Source organism: Streptomyces sp. NPDC001606 (genome assembly GCF_053596835.1).
In genome coordinates this window covers 107,750-124,832 of sequence record NZ_JBSFHC010000016.1, presented here as the reverse complement: position 1 = coordinate 124,832, position 17,083 = coordinate 107,750, and the positions used below count along the sequence as shown (strand labels likewise).

Here is a 17,083-nt window from a genome sequence, read left to right as displayed (position 1 = left end):
GTGCCGTCAGCCGGACAGGCCCACCACCAGCCAGATGAAGGCCACGCCGGCCACCGTGCACAGCAGGGTGGAGCGGGCGGGGTGTTCGTGGTGGGCCTCGGGGAGGATCTCGGCGGCGGCGAGATAGAGCAGTACGCCGCCGAAGAGGCCCAGATATCCGCCGAGCAGCGGCTCGGGGATGTGGAAGAACACCGTCGACAGGGCGCCCAGCAGGGGTGCCAGGGCGTCGGCGACGAGCATGCCGATGGCGCGCCGGCGGGCGTTGCCGTACAGGCTGGTGATGGTGAAGGTGTTGAAGCCGTCGGCGAAGTCGTGGGCGATCACGGCGAGCGCGACGGCGGCGCCCATGCCGCTGCCCACCTGGAAGGCGGCGCCGATCGCCACCCCGTCCATCGCGCTGTGCCCCACCATCGCGCCGGCCGCCACGAGTCCCACCTCGGGCGCGCGGTGGTCATGGCCCTCGGCGCCGCCGTGCGCGGCCTGCCGGGCGGCCAGGGTGCGCTCCACCAGATGGGCGAGCAGGAAGCCGGTCACGAAGAGCAGCAGCGCGGCGGGCACGCCGAAGACCACGCGGTCGGCCGCGTGCAGTGCCTCCGGCAGCAGGTCCAGGCCGACCACGCCCAGCATGAGACCGCCGGCCAGCCCGAGCACCAGGTGCCGGCGGTCGGTCACGCGCTGAGCCGTCCAGCCGCCGGCCAGCGTCATCAGGAACGCGCCGAGCGCGACGAAGACCGCCATAGGCCCTTGCTATCCGATCGGTGACCGGTCACGCATGTCCGACAGCAACAACCCGCAGTACTCGTAGGAGAGGACCCATCCCATGGCCGATGCCCCCACCGGCAAGGTGACCTTCGTCGGTGCCGGCCCCGGCGCCGCCGATCTGCTGACGTTCCGTGCCGCGCGTGCCATCGCGGAGGCGGACGTGGTGATCTGGGCGGCCAGCCTGGTGCAGGAGGAGGTCCTCCAGCACGCCCGGGAGGGCGCGGAGATCCTCGACTCGGCGACGATGTCGCTGGAGGACGTGGTCGCCGTCTACCGGCGCGCCCACGCGGAGGGGCTGCGGGTCGCCCGCATCCATTCGGGTGACCCCGCCCTGTGGGGCGGCACGCAGGAGCAGGTCGACCGGTGTGCGGAGATCGGCATCGAGACGGAGATCGTGCCCGGTGTGTCCTCGTTCTCCGCGGTGGCCGCGCTGGCCCAGCGGGAGCTGACCATCCCGGAGGTCGCTCAGTCCGTGGTGCTGACCCGGCTGGGCGGCGGCAAGACGCCGATGCCGCCCGGTGAGGAGGTGCGCGAGTTCGCCCGGCACGGCACCACCATGGCGATCTTCCTGTCGGCGGCGCGCAGCGGGCAGCTGGTGCGGGAGCTGCTGGAGGGCGGTTACCCGACCTCGACCCCGGTGGTCGTCGCCTACCAGGCGACCTGGCCGGAGGAGCTGGTCGTCCGGTGCACGATCGGCACGCTGGAGGACACGGTCAAGGAGCACAAGCTCTGGAAGCACACGCTGTTCCTGGTCGGCCCGGCGCTGGACGCGCAGGGCACCCGTTCGCACCTGTACCACCCGGGGCACTTCCACGGCTTCCGCAAGGCGGACCCGGAGGCCCGGCGGGCGCTGCGCGAGCGGGGGGCGAGCAGTTGATCACGGTGGTCGGGGCGGGGACGGGCGCGCCGGTCGGGGCGGACGTCCTCGCCGGGGCCGCGCTCGTCGTCGGCGGGCGGCGGCACCTGGACGCCGTACGGCTGCCGGAGGGCGCCGAGCGGGTGGTGCTGGGGCCGCTGGCGCCCGCCCTGGACACGATCGCCGAGTATGTCGGCAAGGAGCTGCCGGTGACCGTGCTGGCCTCCGGTGATCCCGGGTTCTTCGGGATCGTGCGGGTGCTGGCGGAGCGGTTCGGGACCGAGTGCCTCGATGTGCGGCCGGGGGTGTCCTCGGTGGCGGGGGCGTTCGCGCGGGTCGGGCTGCCCTGGGACGACGCGGTCGTGGTGAGCGCGCACGGCCGGGAGCTGCGGACGGCGGTCAACGTGTGCCGGGCGCGGCCCAAGGTGGCGGTGCTGACCGGTCCGGGCGCCGGGCCCGCCGAGCTGGGTGCGGCGCTCGCGGACCGGGACCGGGTGCTGGTCGTGGTGAGCGCGCTGGGCGATCCGGAGCGGGAGCGGGTGGAGCGGGTGACGCCCGCCGAGGCGGCCGCCCGGGACTGGGGTACGGCGGTGAGCGTGGTGCTGTGCCTGGACGAGGCGCGGGCGCTCGGCGCGGTGCGCACGGTCGCCGGGGTGCCGGAGCCGCCGGCCGGCTGGGCGCTGGACGAGGGGGCGTTCGCGCACCGGGACTCGATGATCACCAAGTTCGAGGTGCGGGCGCTGGCGCTGGCCCGGCTCGGGCCGCGGCTGGGCGATCTGGTGTGGGACGTCGGGGCCGGTTCCGGTTCGGTGGCGGTGGAGTGCGCGCGGCTCGGCGCCGCCGTCGTCGCGGTCGAGAAGACCGGTGACGGGGTCGGGCGGATCCGGGCCAACGCGGCCGCGCACGGCGTCGATGTGACGGTCGTCCAGGGGTCGGCGCCGCAGGCGCTGGCCGGGCTGGAGGACGATCCGGACGCGGTGTTCGTGGGCGGCGGGGGGCGGGAGCTGCCCGCGATCGTCGGCGCGTGCGCGCGGCGGGCGCGGCGGACGGTCGTCGTCGCGATGGCCGCCCTGGACCGGGTGCCGGCGGCGCGTGCGGCGCTCACGGCGGCCGGTCTGGTCTGCGACGGGGTGCTGCTCCAGTCCTCGCGGCTGGCTCCGCTGCCGGGCGACGTGACCCGGCTGGCGGCGACCAATCCTGTGTTTCTGCTGTGGGGCGTACGACCCCCGGCGACTAGCGAAGGAGTAAGTCAGTGATCGGCCTCATTTCCGCCACCGCGGCGGGGGCGGCGGCACGGGACCGGCTGGCCGCGGCCTGGCCGGACCGGACGCGGGTGTACGAGGGTCCCGTGGGCGAGGCCGTGCGGGCCGCGTTCGCGGAGTGCGAGCAGCTGGTGTGCTTCCTCGCGACGGGCGCGGTGGTGCGGCTGGTGGCGCCGCTGCTCGGCGGCAAGGCGGCCGACCCGGGTGTGGTGTGCGTGGACGAGGGCGGCCGGTTCGCGGTGTCGCTGCTCGGCGGGCACGGCGGCGGCGCCAATGAACTCGCCTCGCGGGTCGCGGAGGTGCTGGGCGCGGAGCCGGTGGTGACGACCGCCACGGACGCGGTCGGGCTGCCCGGCCTGGACATGCTCGGCCTGCCCTACGAGGGGTCGGTCGCGCTGGTCTCGCGTGCGCTGCTGGACGGTGAGCCGGTCGCGCTCAAGGCCGAGGTGCCGTGGCCGCTGCCGCCGCTGCCGACCGCGCCGCAGGGGTCGTACACGATCCGGGTGACCGACCGGGCGGTGCCGGCGGGCGAGCGGGAGGTGCTGCTGCGGCCGCCGTCGCTGGTGGTCGGCGTCGGCGCGTCCCGGGGCGCGCCGGCCGAGGAGGTTCTCGCGCTGGTCGAGGGGGCCCTGGCGGAGGCGGGACTGTCGGTGCGGTCGGTGGCCGAACTGGCCACCGTGGACGCCAAGGCGGAGGAGCCGGGTCTGCTGGCCGCCGCCGAGCGGCTGGGGGTGCCGCTGGTGACGTACCCGGCCGAGGAGCTGGCCGCCGTGGCGGTGCCGAACCCGTCCGACGCGCCGCTCGCGGCGGTCGGCACGCCGTCGGTCGCGGAGGCCGCCGCGCTGCTGCGCGGTGGTGAACTCCTGGTGCCCAAGCGGAAGTCGGCCATGGCGACGTGTGCCGTGGTACGGCGTCCGGGGCGCGGGCGGCTCGCGGTGGTCGGGCTCGGCCCGGGCGCCCGGGACCTGCTCACCCCGCGCGCGGTGGCCGAGCTGCGGCGGGCGTCGGTGCTGGTCGGCCTGGACCAGTACGTGGACCAGATCCGCGATCTGCTGCGGCCCGGCACCCGGGTGCTGGAGTCGGGGCTCGGCGCGGAGGAGGAGCGGGCCCGTACGGCCGTGGCGGAGGCCCGGCGCGGGCAGGCGGTGGCGCTGATCGGCAGCGGTGACGCGGGGGTGTACGCCATGGCCTCGCCGGCGCTCGCCGAGGCGTCCGACGACATCGACGTGGTCGGGGTGCCGGGGGTGACGGCGGCACTGGCCGCCGGGGCGATCCTGGGCGCGCCGCTGGGCCACGACCATGTCTCCATCAGCCTGTCCGATCTGCACACGCCGTGGGAGGTCATCGAGCGGCGGGTGCGGGCGGCGGCCGAGTCGGACCTGGTGGTCACCTTCTACAACCCGCGCTCGCGGGGCCGGGACTGGCAGCTGCCCAAGGCGCTCGGCATCCTCGCCGAGCACCGGGAGCCGACCACTCCGGTCGGTGTGGTGCGCAACGCGTCCCGGCCGGACGGGACGAGCCGGGTCACCACCCTGGCCGGGCTGGATCCGGCGACGGTCGACATGATGACGGTCGTGACCGTGGGCAACACCGCGACCCGCATCGTCGCGGGCCGCATGGTGACCCCGCGCGGCTACCGCTGGCAGGCATCGCAGGAGGAGACCGAGTGAGCCGCGTCGTCCACCCCATCGAGCAGGAGTCCTTCCGGCGGCTGCGCGCCCGCCTGGACACCTCGCACTTCCCGCCGCTGACCCGGGCGGTGGTGGAGCGGGTCATCCACTCCGCCGCCGACCTGGAGTACGCGACCGATCTCGTCATGGCCGAGGACGACCTGGTGGCGGCGCATGCCGCGCTGCACGCCGGGGCGCCGGTGGTGGTGGACGTGGAGATGGTCGCGGCCGGCATCACCCGGCGGGAGACCGTGTGCCGGCTCAAGGACGCGAAGGCCGGTCCGGGACTGACCCGTTCGGCGCACGCGATCCGGCTCGCCTACGAGCAGGTCGGGCCGGGCGCGCTGTGGGTCATCGGCTGTGCGCCGACCGCCCTGGAGGAGCTGTTGACCCTGGACGCCTCCCCCGCACTCGTCATCGGTCTGCCCGTCGGTTTCGTCGGCGCGGCCGAGTCCAAGGCCGCGTTGCGGGAGAGCGGGCTGCCCGCCGTGAGCAACGTGTCCGAGAAGGGCGGGTCGGCGGTCGCCGCCGCCGCGCTCAACGCCCTGCTGTACCACCCCGTTTCGTCTGAGGAGATCTCGTGACCACCCCGCCCGCCCTGCTCATCGCCGGACACGGCACGCGTGACGACGCCGGCGCCGAGGCGTTCCGCGACTTCGTACGGGAACTGGGGCGCCGCCACCCGGAGCTGCCCGTCGCGGGCGGCTTCATCGAGCTGTCCCCGCCGCCGCTGGGCGAGGCCGTCACCGAGCTGGTGCAGCGGGGGGTGCGGCGGTTCGCTGCGGTGCCGCTGATGCTGGTGTCCGCCGGGCACGCCAAGGGTGACATCCCGGCCGCGCTGGCCCGGGAGAAGGAGCGGCACCCGGGCATCTCGTACACCTACGGCCGTCCGCTCGGCCCGCACCCGGCGCTGCTGGGTGTGCTGGAGCGGCGCCTGGACGAGGTGCTGGACGGCGTGGACCGCGCGGAGGTGACGGTGCTGCTGGTCGGGCGCGGCTCGACCGACCCGGACGCCAACGCCGAGGTGCACAAGGCGGCGCGGCTGCTGTGGGAGGGCCGCGGGTACGCCGGGGTGGAGACGGCGTTCGTGTCGCTCGCGGCGCCGGACGTGCCGAGCGGGCTGGACCGGTGCGCGCGGCTGGGCGCGCGGCGGATCGTCGTCCTGCCGTACTTCCTGTTCACCGGCATCCTGCCGGACCGGGTGCGGCAGCAGACCGAGGAGTGGGCGGCCGCGCACCCGGAGACCGAGGTGCGGTCGGCCGATGTCATCGGGCCGGAGCCGGAGCTGCTGGACCTGGTCATGGAGCGGTACGCGGAGGCCGTCAAGGGCGATCTGCGCATGAACTGCGACTCGTGCGTGTACCGGATCGCGCTGCCGGGCTTCGAGGACAAGGTGGGGCTGCCGCAGCAGCCGCACTTTCACCCGGACGACGACGGTCACGACCACGGGCATGGACACGGGCACCACCATCACGGGGGGCACTCGCACAGCCATGCGCACTGAGGGCACGGGGCCGGATCTGCGTCATCACGGGGACGCGGAGGTACGGGACGACGGGGCGGCGCTGGTCGACCTCGCCGTCAACGTCCGTGCCGACACGCCTCCCACCTGGCTGCGCGAGCGGATCGCCTCTTCGCTGCCGTCCCTCGCGGCCTACCCGGACGGGCGGGCCGCGCGGGCGGCGGTGGCGGCGCGGCACGGGCTGCCGGTGGAGCGGGTGCTGCTGACGGCGGGGGCGGCGGAGGCGTTCGTGCTGCTCGCCCGCGCTCTGAAGGTGCGCCGGCCGGTCGTGGTGCACCCGCAGTTCACCGAGCCGGAGGCCGCGCTGCGGGATGCCGGGCACACCGTGGACCGGGTGCTGCTGCGCGCGGAGGACGGGTTCCGGCTGGATCCGGCGGCCGTGCCGGAGGACGCCGACCTGGTGGTCGTCGGCAACCCGACGAACCCGACGTCCGTGCTGCACCCGGCCGGCCTGGTCGCCCGGCTGGCCCGGCCGGGCCGCACGCTGGTGGTGGACGAGGCGTTCATGGACGCGGTGCCGGGTGAGCGGGAGGCGCTGGCCGGGCGGACGGATGTGCCGGGTCTGGTGGTGCTGCGGAGCCTGACCAAGACGTGGGGGCTGGCCGGGCTGCGGATCGGGTACGTGCTGGCCGCGCCGGAGACCGTCGCCGCGCTGGAGCGGGCCCAGCCGCTGTGGCCGGTGTCGACCCCGGCGCTGGCCGCGGCGGAGGCGTGTGTGACGCCGAGGGCGCTGGCGGAGGCGGGTCACGCGGCGCACCGGATCGCCGCGGACCGGGCCCATCTGGTGGCGGGGCTGGCGGAGTTCGCGGCGCGGGGGGTGCGGGTGGTGTCCCCCGCGGAGGGGCCGTTCGTGCTGGCGCGGATGCCGGATGCCGCCGTGGTACGGCGCCGGTTGCGGGACCTTGGTTACGCGGTGCGGCGGGGGGACACGTTTCCGGGGCTCGGTGCGGAGTGGGTGCGGATCGCCGTGCGGGACCGTGCCACCGTCACCGGGTTTCTGACGGCGCTGTCGGCCGCGCTGTCGTAGCCCGGCAGGCCGCTCCCCGGCCGGTGGGACCTCCGGCCGGGGAGCGGCGTGCGGGAAGGGTGGTCAGCCCTTGCGGCGGCGGGCCACCAGGGTCACTCCCCCGCCGGCCAGCACCAGGGCGAGCGCGCCGCCCGCGAGGTACGGGGTCGCCGAGCTGCCGCCGGTCTCGGCGAGGTCGGCGCGGGCTCCCTGCGGCCGCACGTCGGCGGCCGGGTCGTGGCTCGGTACCGGGTGGCTGCTCGCCGGGGCGCTCGGCGCGGCCGGGGACTGGCAGGTGGCCTCGGCGAGGGTGACGGTTCCCTCGACGTCGGCCACGTTCAGCTTCAGGGGGTTGACGGAGACCTTGAGCCGGAGGGCGGTCGCGGCGGCCGTGCGGGAGGTGGTGCGCCGCTGTGCGAGGTCGAGGCGGACCTCGCCGACGCCGGGCACCGTGACCTGGGTCGGGCCGCCGGCGGTCAGGGTGACGCGCTTGCCGAGGACGGTGACGGCGCCGAGGACGTTCGCCTCGGCGGTCGGTGCCTTGCCGGCCTCGCAGGTGGCCTTGGCGGTGACCGTGCCGACCTCGATCAGGGACAGCAGCGGCAGGCCGGGGACGTGCAGCCGGGCGTGGGCGAGCCGGACCGAGCCCTCGGCGCGCTGTGCGGTCGCCGTGGCCGTGGCCTGGGCGACGTCGGCGCCGAGGACCGTGAAGGGCTTGCCGCCGTCCACGCCGTCGAGCCGGGCGGACAGGGCCGTGCGGTCGGCGCTCTGCGGTGCCCGGACCTCGTTGAGGGAGACCGCGAGCGGGACGTCGACGGTCTTGTCGAGCAGGGACACGTCGAGCCCGGTGCGCAGGACGACGGCGGAGGCGCGACCGTGGTCGGTGGTCGCGTGCGCGGTGCCCGCGCCCAGGGCCGCCGGCGCGGCCGCCAGGGCGGTGACCGTCGCGACGGCGGCCAGCCGGCGTGCGGGCAGGCGGAAGTTGTTGCTGTTCAAGGTGGTGGGACCCCCAGAAGAAACCTGTTTGGGACCCGTCAACCTTGTACCCACTACGGGTGAACGGTCAGCGATCTGCGACCACTTCACTCATACGTGAATATTCCGCACGGTTCTTCGAATCACCGGGCACAGGCGTTCCGTTACCCGACCACAATCCCGCGCAGCACCACCCGGCGCGGCGCTGCCAGTACCCGTACGTCGGCCCGCGGATCGGACTCGTACACCACCAGGTCGGCCGGCGCCCCCTCCTCCAGGCCGGGGCGGCCGAGCCAGGCGCGGGCCGCCCAGCTGGTGGCCGCGAGGGCGTCGACCGGCGGGATGCCGGCGGCGACCAGCTCGGCGACCTCGTCGGCGACCAGGCCGTGGGCCAGCGAGCCGCCGGCGTCGGTGCCGACGAACACCGGGATCCCGGCGTCGTAGGCGCTGCGCACGGTGTCGTAGCGGCGCTCGTGCAGCCGGCGCATATGGGCCGACCAGCGGGGGAACTTGGACTCGCCGCCGTCGGCGAGGCGCGGGAAGGTGGCGATGTTGACGAGGGTGGGGACGATCGCGACCCCCCGCTCGGCGAAGAGCGGGATCAGCTCCTCGGTCAGGCCGGTCGCGTGCTCGATGCAGTCGATGCCCGACTCGACCAGGTCGCGCAGCGAGCTTTCGGCGAAGCAGTGGGCGGTGACCCGGGCGCCGAGCCGGTGTGCCTCGGCGATGGCCGCCGCCACCGCCTCGCGGGGCCAGCAGGGGGCGAGGTCGCCGAGGTCGCGGTCGATCCAGTCGCCGACCAGCTTGACCCAGCCGTCGCCGCGCCGGGCCTCCTGGGCGACATAGCCGACCAGGCCGTCCGGTTCGGTCTCCCAGGCGTAGTTGCGGATGTAGCGGCGGGTGCGGGCGATGTGCCGGCCGGCCCGGATGATCCGGGGCAGGTCGGCGCGGTCGTCGATCCAGCGGGTGTCGGAGGGCGAGCCCGCGTCCCGGATCAGCAGGGTGCCGGCCTCCCGGTCGGTCAGCGCCTGCTTCTCGGCGGTCTCCGCGTCCACCGGGCCGTGCGCGTCGAGGCCCACATGGCAGTGCGCGTCGACCAGGCCGGGTAGCGCCCAGCCCTCGACGGTCCGGACGTCCCGGGCGCCCGCGGGACGCTCGTAGGCGACCCGGCCCCCGACCACCCACAGCTCGTCGCGGACGTCCTCGGGCCCGGCGAGGACCCGGCCCTTCACATGCAGCACCGGCTGATCGCTCATACCGGCACCTTAGTGAGCGCTGCCCCGGTGTGGTGAGTGAGCTATGCCTCCGCTTTTCCGACCTGGTCGGAGGTTTCCTCCTCGACCTCGGCCATCGCCGGGTCGAGCAGCCGGGAGAGGAAGTGGCGGGTGCGTTCGTGCTGCGGGTCGCCGATGACCTGCTCGGGCCGGCCGTCCTCGACGATCACTCCGCCGTCCATGAAGACGACCCGGTCGGCGACCTCGCGGGCGAAGCTCATCTCATGGGTGACGACCATCATGGTCATGCCCTCCCGGGCGAGCCTGCGCATCACCGCGAGGACGTCCCCGACCAGCTCGGGGTCGAGTGCGGAGGTCGGCTCGTCGAAGAGCATCACCTCGGGGCCCATGGCGAGGGCGCGGGCGATGGCGACGCGCTGCTGCTGGCCGCCGGAGAGGGAGGCCGGGTAGGCGTCCGCCTTCTCGGCCAGACCGACGCGGTCCAGGTTCTCCGCGGCGATCCGCGCGGCGGTCGCCTTGTCCCGCTTGAGGACCCGGCGCTGCGGCAGCGTGAGGTTCTCGGTGACGCTCAGGTGCGGGAAGAGGTTGAACTGCTGGAAGACCATGCCGATCCGGCGGCGTACGGCGTCGATGTCGACGTCGGGGTCCGTCAGCTCGGTGCCGCCGACGAACACCCGCCCCCGGGTCGGCTCCTCCAGCAGGTTCACACAGCGCAGCAGGGTCGACTTGCCGGAGCCGGAGGGCCCGATCACACAGACGACCTCGCCCTGTTGGATCTCCAGGTCGATGCCGCGCAGGACCTGGTTGTCACCGAAGGACTTGTGCAGGTCCTGGACGCGGATCTCGGGGCGGGTCACCGGATCTCCCTACGGGCCTTGGTTTCCATACGGCGCACGACGAGGCTGAGCGGGATCGTGATCAGCAGATAGCACAGGCCCGCGACCAGGATCGGCGTGGAGTTGGCGGTCTGGCTGGCCAGGTCGTTGCCGAACTTGGACAGTTCGCGCTCCTCCAGGGTGACCCCCAGGAACAGCACCAGCGAGGAGTCCTTGAAGAGCAGCACGAGTTCGTTGGTCAGGGGCGGCAGGATGATCCGGAAGGCCTGCGGCAGGATGATCGAGACCATGGCCCGCGCGGGCGAGAAGCCGAGCGAGCGGGCCGCCTCCATCTGCCCCTTGGGCACGGCCTGGATGCCCGCGCGGATGGTCTCCGCCATGTACGCGGCGGAGACCAGCCCCAGCGCGACGGCGACCTTTCCGTAGGTACCGCCCGGGTACTGGACGCTGGGGAAGGCGAGCGGCACGCCGACGCCGACGAAGATGAAGATCAGCAGCGCGGGCAGGCCCCGGAAGACCTCGATGTAGATGCCGGCGAGCCAGCGGTACGGCCCCACGGACGACAGCCGCATCAGCGCGATGACCATGCCGAGGGCCAGGCCGACGGCGAAGCCGGACAGCGTGTACAGCACGGTGTTCTTCAGGGCCACCGTGATGAGGTCCGGGAACAGCTGCTCGGCGATATGGACCTGGGCGAACTGGTTCTTCAGCCGGCCCCAGTCCGCGGCGACCGCGAAGGCGATCACCGCGGCGACGAAGACGGCGTACTGCGCGGCCCGCGAGACCCGGCGCTTCTGCCGCCGGGTCAGCCCCTTCTTCTTCGGCTGTACCTCGGTGTCCAGCGCGGTCATGAGGCGGCGGGAGAGGCCACGGAGGAGTCGTACGGGCCGATCCACTGCTCGTAGAGCTTCTTGTAGGTGCCGTCGGCCTTGGCCTGCTTCAGCGCCTTGTTGATGGCCTCGCGCAGGGCCGTGTTGCCCTTCTTGACCGTGAAGCCGTACTGCTCGCCGGTCTTGAGGTTGTCGACGACCTTGAACTTGTCGGCGTTGGCCTTGTCCTTCAGCCAGCCCTGGACCACCGGGTAGTCGATGACGACGGCCTGGACCTGGCCGGTGCGCAGGCCGTTGAGGACGGCGTCGGAGGAGGCGAAGGAGACGGGGTCGAAGCCCTTGCTCTTGACGTAGTCCTCACCGGTCGTCTGCGCCTGGGCGCCGAGCTTCTTGCCCTTGGTCTTCACATCGGCGAGCGAGGTGATGCCACTGCTCTTGTCGACCAGGACCGCCTGGGTCGCCTCGAAGTACGGGTCCGAGAAGTCGACGTTCTTCTTGCGCTCGGCGGTGATGGTCATGCCGGCGGCGGCCAGGTCGCACTGGCCGGAGTTCAGGAAGGCGCCGGTCTTGAAGTTCTCGAACGGCGTGTCGAGGATCTGCTGCTTGACGCCGAGGTCCTTGGCGACGAGGTCGATCAGGGAGACGTCGAAGCCCTGCACCTTGCCGTTGATCTCCGACTGGAACGGCGGGTACGGCAGGTGGGTGCAGGTCGTGAGCTGCCCGGCCTTGACCAGGTGGACGCCCTTGACGGTGGTCTTGCCCCCCGAGTCGCTGGAGGAGCAGCCGGCCGCGACGAGCACGAGTCCGGCGGTCGCGGTGGTGGCGGCCAGAAGGCGGGTCCGGCGCCCGAGGACGGATTTCATGGGGGCTCTCCAGTGGGGGGAACAGTGGCTTCCGATTATAAGGAGATGTTTGAGGCTCTCAAATCAAACCGATGGTCACAAGCTGCTTCGACCTAAGATCGAGGGAGTTGACCTTGGCAGTTGTCCGTCCGGGACCGACCGATACCGACTTCCGACACCGAAAAGAGATGCCGTCGTGACCCATCCCCTCCTCGACCTGCCCCCGCTGAGTGCCGAGCGCTTCGCCGCCATCGAGGACCGGGTGGCGCGACTGCTGGACACCCGGCAGGACGTGCTGATCACCCAGGGTGAGGCGCTGCTGCCGCTGGAGGGCGCGATCCGCGCGGCGGCCGGTCCGGGCACGGTGGCGCTGAACGTGATCACCGGCCCGTACGGGCAGACCTTCGGGAACTGGCTGCGGGACGCGGGGGCGACGGTGCACGACCTCTCCGTTCCCTTCCACACGGCCGTGACCGCCGAACAGATCCGGGAGGCGCTGACCGAGCACCCCGAGACCGACTTCGTCTCGCTGGTGCACGCGGAGGCGGCGACCGGCAACACCAACCCGGTCGCGGAGATCGGCGCGGTGGTCCGGGAGCACGGCGCGCTCTTCTACCTGGACGCGGTGGCCTCCGTGGGCGCGGAGCCGGTGCTGCCGGACGCGTGGGGCGTGGACCTGTGTGTGATCGGGGCGCAGAAGGCGATGGGCGGGCCGGCCGGGGTGTCGGCGATCTCGGTGAGCGAGCGGGCGTGGGCCCGGATGGCGGCGAACCCGAACGCGCCGCGCCGCTCCTACCTCTCCCTGCTGGACTGGAAGGAGCGCTGGCTGGACGCCGGCCGCACGGCGCTGCCGCACGCTCCGGCGCAGCTGGAGATGCTGGCACTGGACGCATGTCTGGAGCGGATCGAGTCGGTGGGGCTGGACGCGTGGACGGCCCGGCACCGCGATGCCGCGCTGGCCGCGCGGGCGGGTGCGGTGGCCCTGGGCCTGGGGCTCGAGCCGTATGTGTACGAGGAGCGGGACGCGGCGCCGGTCGCCACGACCCTGCGGGTGCCGGCGGGGGCCGTGGCGTCGGAGGTGGTGGCCCGGGCGCTGGCGGCCGACCCGGCGCTGCCGCTCGCGGCCGGCGGCGGCGCGCTGGCCAAGGAGATGATCCGGGTCAACCACTACGGGGCGGACGCGCGGCCCGAGGTGGTCGAGGCCTGCCTCGCCGCTCTGGGCACGGCCCTCACGCAGTCGCGGTGACCCGCGCCCGGGCCGGCCGGGCACACGGTCCGATGTCAGTGGCGGCTGCCATCCTCGCGGCATGACCACGGACGACGGCAACACCCCGCAGACCCTTCCCGACGGCCGCCCGATCCCGCTGCTGACCGGCCCCGAAACGGCCGTGCTGGAGAGCTGGCTGGACTTCCACCGGGCCACGCTGGAGCTGAAGTGCCGGGGGCTGGACGACGCGCAGCTCCGGCGGGCGCCGGCCGAGCCGTCGGAGCTGACCCTGCTGGGGCTGGTGCAGCACCTCGCCGAGGTGGAGCGGCACTGGTTCCAGCGGGTGCTGGCGGGGCTGGACGTGCCGCCGGTCTTCGACGAGGAGACCGGGTACGCCCTCGACCCGGGACGCGGCCCGGAGCAGGCGCTGGCGGCGTGGCGGCGGGAGGTCGCCCGGGGGCGCGAACTGAGCGCGGGGCGGTCGCCGGACGACACCGGGCGGATGGTCGACGGACCGGCGGCGGGGGCGGAGGTCAGCTTGCGGTGGGTGCTCATCCATCTCATCGAGGAATACGCCCGGCACAACGGGCATGCCGACATTCTTCGGGAACGCATCGACGGCGCCACCGGCGTATGAATTCAATTCACCTACACAACCCCCGCGAATTCTCCGAATTCCTAGGTCGATAGCTTCCCGTCTTCTTCTGCCCGCTTTTTGCAAGGCTAAACAACCAAGATTTCCGATGGGTTTCAGGGCTGTGACACACCCCACAACAGGGTAGATTTGTCCGGGTTTGCCATGGGGCAAACCCGGCATATCACTAAGGGCGATCAGCACCTCGGCGATCACGCCCGTGCATTTTCTAATTCGCCTCGCTAAATTCGTGCCGCATGACTGCCGCACCCGCAGACCTGTTGATCGACCGACCGGAGACAGCCGACGGACCCGCGCTCTGGCGGCTCGCCAAGGAATCGAAAACCCTCGACCTGAACTCCTCGTACAGCTATCTGCTGTGGTGCCGGGACTTCGCCGGCACCTCGGCGGTGGCGCGGGGTGCGGACGGCACTCCGGTCGGTTTCGTCACCGGGTATGTGCGGCCCGACCGCCCCCGCACCCTGCTCGTCTGGCAGGTGGCCGTCGACTCCGCCCACCGCGGCCGGGGCATCGCCGCGGCGCTGCTGGACGGGCTGACCGCCCGGCTGACCGCCGAGCGCGGCATCACGGACGTGGAGACCACGATCACGCCCGGCAACACCGCCTCCGAGCGGCTGTTCACCTCGTTCGCCGCCCGGCACGGCGCGGGCTGCGAACGCGAGGTGCTGTTCCCCGCCGACCTGTTCCCGGACGGCGCGCACGACCCCGAAGTCCTTTACCGCATCGGCCCGTTGACCGACTCCACCGCCCACTGAGGAGCGATTCACCGTGACCATCACCCAGCCCGACCTGAGCGTCTTCGAGACCCTCGAGTCCGAGGTGCGCAGCTACTGCCGCGGCTGGCCCACCGTCTTCGACCGTGCGCAGGGCAGCCGGATGTACGACGAGGACGGCCATGCGTACCTCGACTTCTTCGCCGGGGCCGGCTCACTCAACTACGGCCACAACAACCCCGTACTCAAACGGGCGTTGATCGACTATCTCGACCGGGACGGGGTGGTGCACGGCCTGGACATGTCGACCACGGCCAAGCGCACATTCCTCCAGACCTTCCAGGACCTGGTGCTGCGCCCGCGGGACCTGCCGTACAAGGTCATGTTCCCGGGGCCGACCGGCACCAACGCGGTCGAGTCGGCGCTGAAGCTGGCCCGCAAGGTCAAGGGCCGGGAGGCGATCGTGTCGTTCACGAACGCCTTCCACGGGATGTCCCTGGGCTCCCTCGCCGTCACCGGCAACGCCTTCAAACGGGCCGGCGCCGGCATCCCGCTGGTGCACGGCACCCCGATGCCGTTCGACAACTACTTCGACGGCACGGTCCCGGACTTCCTCTGGTTCGAGCGGCTGCTGGAGGACCAGGGCTCCGGGCTCAACAAGCCCGCGGCCGTGATCGTGGAGACCGTGCAGGGCGAGGGCGGCATCAACGTGGCCCGCGCGGAGTGGCTGCGGGCGCTCGCCGACCTGTGCGAGCGGCAGGACATGCTGCTGATCGTCGACGACATCCAGATGGGGTGCGGCCGTACCGGCGCCTTCTTCTCCTTCGAGGAGGCCGGGATCACCCCGGACATCGTCACGGTGTCCAAGTCCATCAGCGGCTACGGGCTGCCGATGTCGCTGTGCCTGTTCAAGCCCGAGCTGGACATCTGGGAGCCGGGCGAGCACAACGGCACCTTCCGCGGCAACAACCCGGCGTTCGTCACCGCCACCGCGGCCCTGGAGACGTACTGGACCGACGGCTCCGCGATGGAGAAGCAGACCCGCACCCGGGGCGAGCAGATCGAACAGGCGCTGATCTCCATCACCGAGGAGAACCTCTCCGACGTACGGGAGTACCGCGGCCGCGGTCTGGTGTGGGGCCTGGAGTTCCACGAGAAGGCGCGCGCCTCGCGGGTGGCCCGGCGCGCCTTCGAGCTGGGGCTGCTGATCGAGACGTCCGGCCCGGAGGGCGAGGTCGTCAAGCTGCTGCCCGCGCTCACCATCACCCCGGACGAGCTGGACGAGGGCCTGCGGGTGCTCGCCCGCGCCGTCCGCGAAACCGTCTGAACCACCGACAGGAAGTACGCACACGTGATCGTCCGATCGTTCAAGGAGATCGAAGGCACCGACCGGCATGTCAAGGCCCGGTCCGGTACCTGGGAGAGCAAGCGGATCGTCCTGGCCAAGGAGCGGGTCGGCTTCTCCCTGCACGAGACCGTCCTGTACGCCGGGACCGAGACGTCGATGTGGTACGCCAACCACATCGAGGCCGTCGTCTGCACCAGGGGCGAGGCCGAACTCACCGACCACGAGACCGGGCGGACGTACACCATCACGCCCGGCACCATGTACCTCCTCGACGGCCACGAGCGGCACACGCTGAAGGTCAAGGAGGACTTCCACTGCCTCTGCGTGTTCAACCCGCCCGTCACCGGACGGGAGGACCACGACGAGAACGGCGTCTACCCGCTGCTCACCGAGCCCGAGGAGGTGTGAGAACCCATGACCACCGTCACCGATCTCTACCCCAGCCGCGGCACCACCGAGGTGACCGTCCCGCGCCAGGACCCGGTCGTCTGGGGGTCCCCCGACACGCCCGGCCCGATCGCGACCGCCGACCTCCAGCGGTACGAGCGTGACGGCTTCCTCGCCGTCGACCAGCTGATCACCCCGGACGAGGTCGCCGTCTACCAGCGCGAGCTGGACCGGCTGGTGAACGACCCGGCGATCCGCGCCGACGAGCGGTCCATCGTCGAGCCGAAGTCCAAGGAGATCCGCTCGGTCTTCGAGGTGCACCGGATCAGCGAGGTGTTCGCGGAGCTGGTGCGCGATCCCCGGGTGGTCGGCCGGGCCCGGCAGATCCTCGGCTCGGACGTGTACGTCCACCAGTCCCGGATCAACGTCAAGCCCGGGTTCGGCGCGAGCGGCTTCTACTGGCACTCGGACTTCGAGACCTGGCACGCCGAGGACGGCCTGCCGCGCATGCGCACGGTGTCCGTCTCGATCGCGCTGACCGAGAACTACGACACCAACGGCGGGCTCATGATCATGCCGGGCTCGCACCGGACGTTCCTGGGCTGCGCCGGTGCCACGCCGAAGGACAACTACAAGAAGTCGCTCCAGATGCAGGACGCGGGCACCCCGTCCGACGAGGCGCTGACGCAGCTGGCGGGCGAGTACGGCATCCGGCTGTTCACCGGAAAGGCCGGCTCGGCGACCTGGTTCGACTGCAACTGCATGCACGGCTCGGGCGACAACATCACCCCGTTCCCGCGCAGCAATGTGTTCATCGTGTTCAACAGCGTGGAGAACACGGCGGTGGAGCCGTTCGCGGCCCCGGTGCGCCGGCCGGAGTTCATCGGCGCGCGGGACTTCACCCCGGTGAGGTGACCCGCTGAGCACCGGGCCGGGGCCTTCTCGTGTGGGACGGGAGGCCCCGGCCCGGCTGGTGC

The 17,083-nt window shown here is 72.6% G+C and carries 18 protein-coding genes; 12 read left to right on the top strand and 6 right to left on the bottom strand.

Annotation, left to right across the window (positions count from 1 at the left end; translation table 11 throughout):
* Nucleotides 1-6: 6 nt before the first annotated feature.
* On the bottom strand, nt 7-738 hold the full coding sequence (locus ACWCV9_RS26635; protein ID WP_450790212.1) for a ZIP family metal transporter: 732 nt from the start codon (nt 736-738) through the stop codon (nt 7-9).
* 82 nt (nt 739-820) lie between these two features.
* Between ACWCV9_RS26635 and cobM the strand changes: the two genes are divergently transcribed.
* The 6 genes from cobM to cobC are packed head-to-tail and all read left to right on the top strand — an operon-like array spanning nt 821 to nt 7,099.
* Nucleotides 821-1,639, top strand: coding sequence for a precorrin-4 C(11)-methyltransferase (gene cobM, locus ACWCV9_RS26630; RefSeq protein WP_450790210.1), 819 nt, complete (start codon nt 821-823; stop codon nt 1,637-1,639).
* On the top strand, nt 1,636-2,874 hold the full coding sequence (cbiE, locus tag ACWCV9_RS26625) for a precorrin-6y C5,15-methyltransferase (decarboxylating) subunit CbiE (RefSeq protein ID WP_450790209.1): 1,239 nt from the start codon (nt 1,636-1,638) through the stop codon (nt 2,872-2,874). Before cobM ends, cbiE begins: the two co-directional genes overlap by 4 nt.
* Nucleotides 2,871-4,550 (top strand): precorrin-3B C(17)-methyltransferase, encoded by a 1,680-nt coding sequence (cobJ, locus tag ACWCV9_RS26620; protein WP_450790207.1) that lies wholly within the window; start codon nt 2,871-2,873, stop codon nt 4,548-4,550. Before cbiE ends, cobJ begins: the two co-directional genes overlap by 4 nt.
* Nucleotides 4,547-5,134, top strand: coding sequence for a precorrin-8X methylmutase (locus ACWCV9_RS26615; RefSeq protein WP_450790205.1), 588 nt, complete (start codon nt 4,547-4,549; stop codon nt 5,132-5,134). Before cobJ ends, ACWCV9_RS26615 begins: the two co-directional genes overlap by 4 nt.
* On the top strand, nt 5,131-6,054 hold the full coding sequence (locus ACWCV9_RS26610; protein ID WP_385843206.1) for a sirohydrochlorin chelatase: 924 nt from the start codon (nt 5,131-5,133) through the stop codon (nt 6,052-6,054). The genes ACWCV9_RS26615 and ACWCV9_RS26610 overlap by 4 nt, the downstream gene beginning before the upstream one ends.
* Complete coding sequence (gene cobC / locus ACWCV9_RS26605; protein ID WP_450790203.1) at nt 6,044-7,099, top strand: Rv2231c family pyridoxal phosphate-dependent protein CobC; 1,056 nt, start codon at nt 6,044-6,046, stop codon at nt 7,097-7,099. The genes ACWCV9_RS26610 and cobC overlap by 11 nt, the downstream gene beginning before the upstream one ends.
* A gap of 63 nt (nt 7,100-7,162) precedes the next feature.
* Here cobC and ACWCV9_RS26600 read toward each other — a convergent pair whose 3' ends face one another.
* The 5 genes from ACWCV9_RS26600 to ACWCV9_RS26580 all read right to left on the bottom strand — a co-directional run bounded on the left by ACWCV9_RS26600 (nt 7,163) and on the right by ACWCV9_RS26580 (nt 11,817).
* Nucleotides 7,163-8,074: an SCO1860 family LAETG-anchored protein gene (locus ACWCV9_RS26600; protein ID WP_450790201.1), complete on the bottom strand. Its 912-nt coding sequence runs from the start codon at nt 8,072-8,074 to the stop codon at nt 7,163-7,165.
* Nucleotides 8,075-8,217: 143 nt separating this feature from the next.
* Nucleotides 8,218-9,309: an amidohydrolase family protein gene (locus tag ACWCV9_RS26595; RefSeq protein WP_450790199.1), complete on the bottom strand. Its 1,092-nt coding sequence runs from the start codon at nt 9,307-9,309 to the stop codon at nt 8,218-8,220.
* A gap of 41 nt (nt 9,310-9,350) precedes the next feature.
* Nucleotides 9,351-10,145 (bottom strand): amino acid ABC transporter ATP-binding protein, encoded by a 795-nt coding sequence (locus ACWCV9_RS26590; protein ID WP_450790197.1) that lies wholly within the window; start codon nt 10,143-10,145, stop codon nt 9,351-9,353.
* Nucleotides 10,142-10,975: an amino acid ABC transporter permease gene (locus ACWCV9_RS26585; RefSeq protein ID WP_450790196.1), complete on the bottom strand. Its 834-nt coding sequence runs from the start codon at nt 10,973-10,975 to the stop codon at nt 10,142-10,144. The genes ACWCV9_RS26590 and ACWCV9_RS26585 overlap by 4 nt, the downstream gene beginning before the upstream one ends.
* Nucleotides 10,972-11,817 (bottom strand): transporter substrate-binding domain-containing protein, encoded by an 846-nt coding sequence (locus tag ACWCV9_RS26580; RefSeq protein WP_450790194.1) that lies wholly within the window; start codon nt 11,815-11,817, stop codon nt 10,972-10,974. The genes ACWCV9_RS26585 and ACWCV9_RS26580 overlap by 4 nt, the downstream gene beginning before the upstream one ends.
* A gap of 175 nt (nt 11,818-11,992) precedes the next feature.
* On the opposite strand from ACWCV9_RS26580, the gene ACWCV9_RS26575 reads away from it, so the two are divergent.
* The 6 genes from ACWCV9_RS26575 (at nt 11,993) to thpD (ending at nt 17,021) form a co-directional block, all read left to right on the top strand.
* Nucleotides 11,993-13,042, top strand: coding sequence for a pyridoxal-phosphate-dependent aminotransferase family protein (locus ACWCV9_RS26575; protein WP_450790192.1), 1,050 nt, complete (start codon nt 11,993-11,995; stop codon nt 13,040-13,042).
* A gap of 61 nt (nt 13,043-13,103) precedes the next feature.
* Complete coding sequence (locus tag ACWCV9_RS26570; protein WP_450790190.1) at nt 13,104-13,640, top strand: DinB family protein; 537 nt, start codon at nt 13,104-13,106, stop codon at nt 13,638-13,640.
* 254 nt (nt 13,641-13,894) lie between these two features.
* Entirely contained in the window at nt 13,895-14,413 is a 519-nt protein-coding gene (gene ectA, locus ACWCV9_RS26565; protein ID WP_450790189.1) for a diaminobutyrate acetyltransferase, read from the top strand.
* A 13-nt stretch (nt 14,414-14,426) separates the two neighbouring features.
* Nucleotides 14,427-15,698, top strand: a complete 1,272-nt coding sequence (ectB, locus tag ACWCV9_RS26560; protein ID WP_450790187.1) for a diaminobutyrate--2-oxoglutarate transaminase — start codon at nt 14,427-14,429, stop codon at nt 15,696-15,698.
* 24 nt (nt 15,699-15,722) lie between these two features.
* A complete protein-coding gene (locus ACWCV9_RS26555) occupies nt 15,723-16,127 on the top strand; it encodes an ectoine synthase (RefSeq protein WP_450790185.1) in 405 nt (134 codons plus the stop codon).
* Nucleotides 16,128-16,133: 6 nt separating this feature from the next.
* Nucleotides 16,134-17,021, top strand: a complete 888-nt coding sequence (gene thpD / locus ACWCV9_RS26550) for an ectoine hydroxylase (protein ID WP_450790183.1) — start codon at nt 16,134-16,136, stop codon at nt 17,019-17,021.
* Nucleotides 17,022-17,083: the final 62 nt, after the last annotated feature.

Coding starts and splice junctions, on each gene's coding strand:
- thpD (WP_450790183.1), top strand. CDS start 16,134: ATGACCACCGTCACCGATCTCTACCCCAGCCGCGGCACCACCGAGGTG.
- ectA (WP_450790189.1), top strand. CDS start 13,895: ATGACTGCCGCACCCGCAGACCTGTTGATCGACCGACCGGAGACAGCC.
- ACWCV9_RS26635 (WP_450790212.1), bottom strand. CDS start 738: ATGGCGGTCTTCGTCGCGCTCGGCGCGTTCCTGATGACGCTGGCCGGC.
- ACWCV9_RS26595 (WP_450790199.1), bottom strand. CDS start 9,309: ATGAGCGATCAGCCGGTGCTGCATGTGAAGGGCCGGGTCCTCGCCGGG.
- ACWCV9_RS26585 (WP_450790196.1), bottom strand. CDS start 10,975: ATGACCGCGCTGGACACCGAGGTACAGCCGAAGAAGAAGGGGCTGACC.
- cobM (WP_450790210.1), top strand. CDS start 821: ATGGCCGATGCCCCCACCGGCAAGGTGACCTTCGTCGGTGCCGGCCCC.
- ACWCV9_RS26570 (WP_450790190.1), top strand. CDS start 13,104: ATGACCACGGACGACGGCAACACCCCGCAGACCCTTCCCGACGGCCGC.
- ACWCV9_RS26580 (WP_450790194.1), bottom strand. CDS start 11,817: ATGAAATCCGTCCTCGGGCGCCGGACCCGCCTTCTGGCCGCCACCACC.
- cobC (WP_450790203.1), top strand. CDS start 6,044: ATGCGCACTGAGGGCACGGGGCCGGATCTGCGTCATCACGGGGACGCG.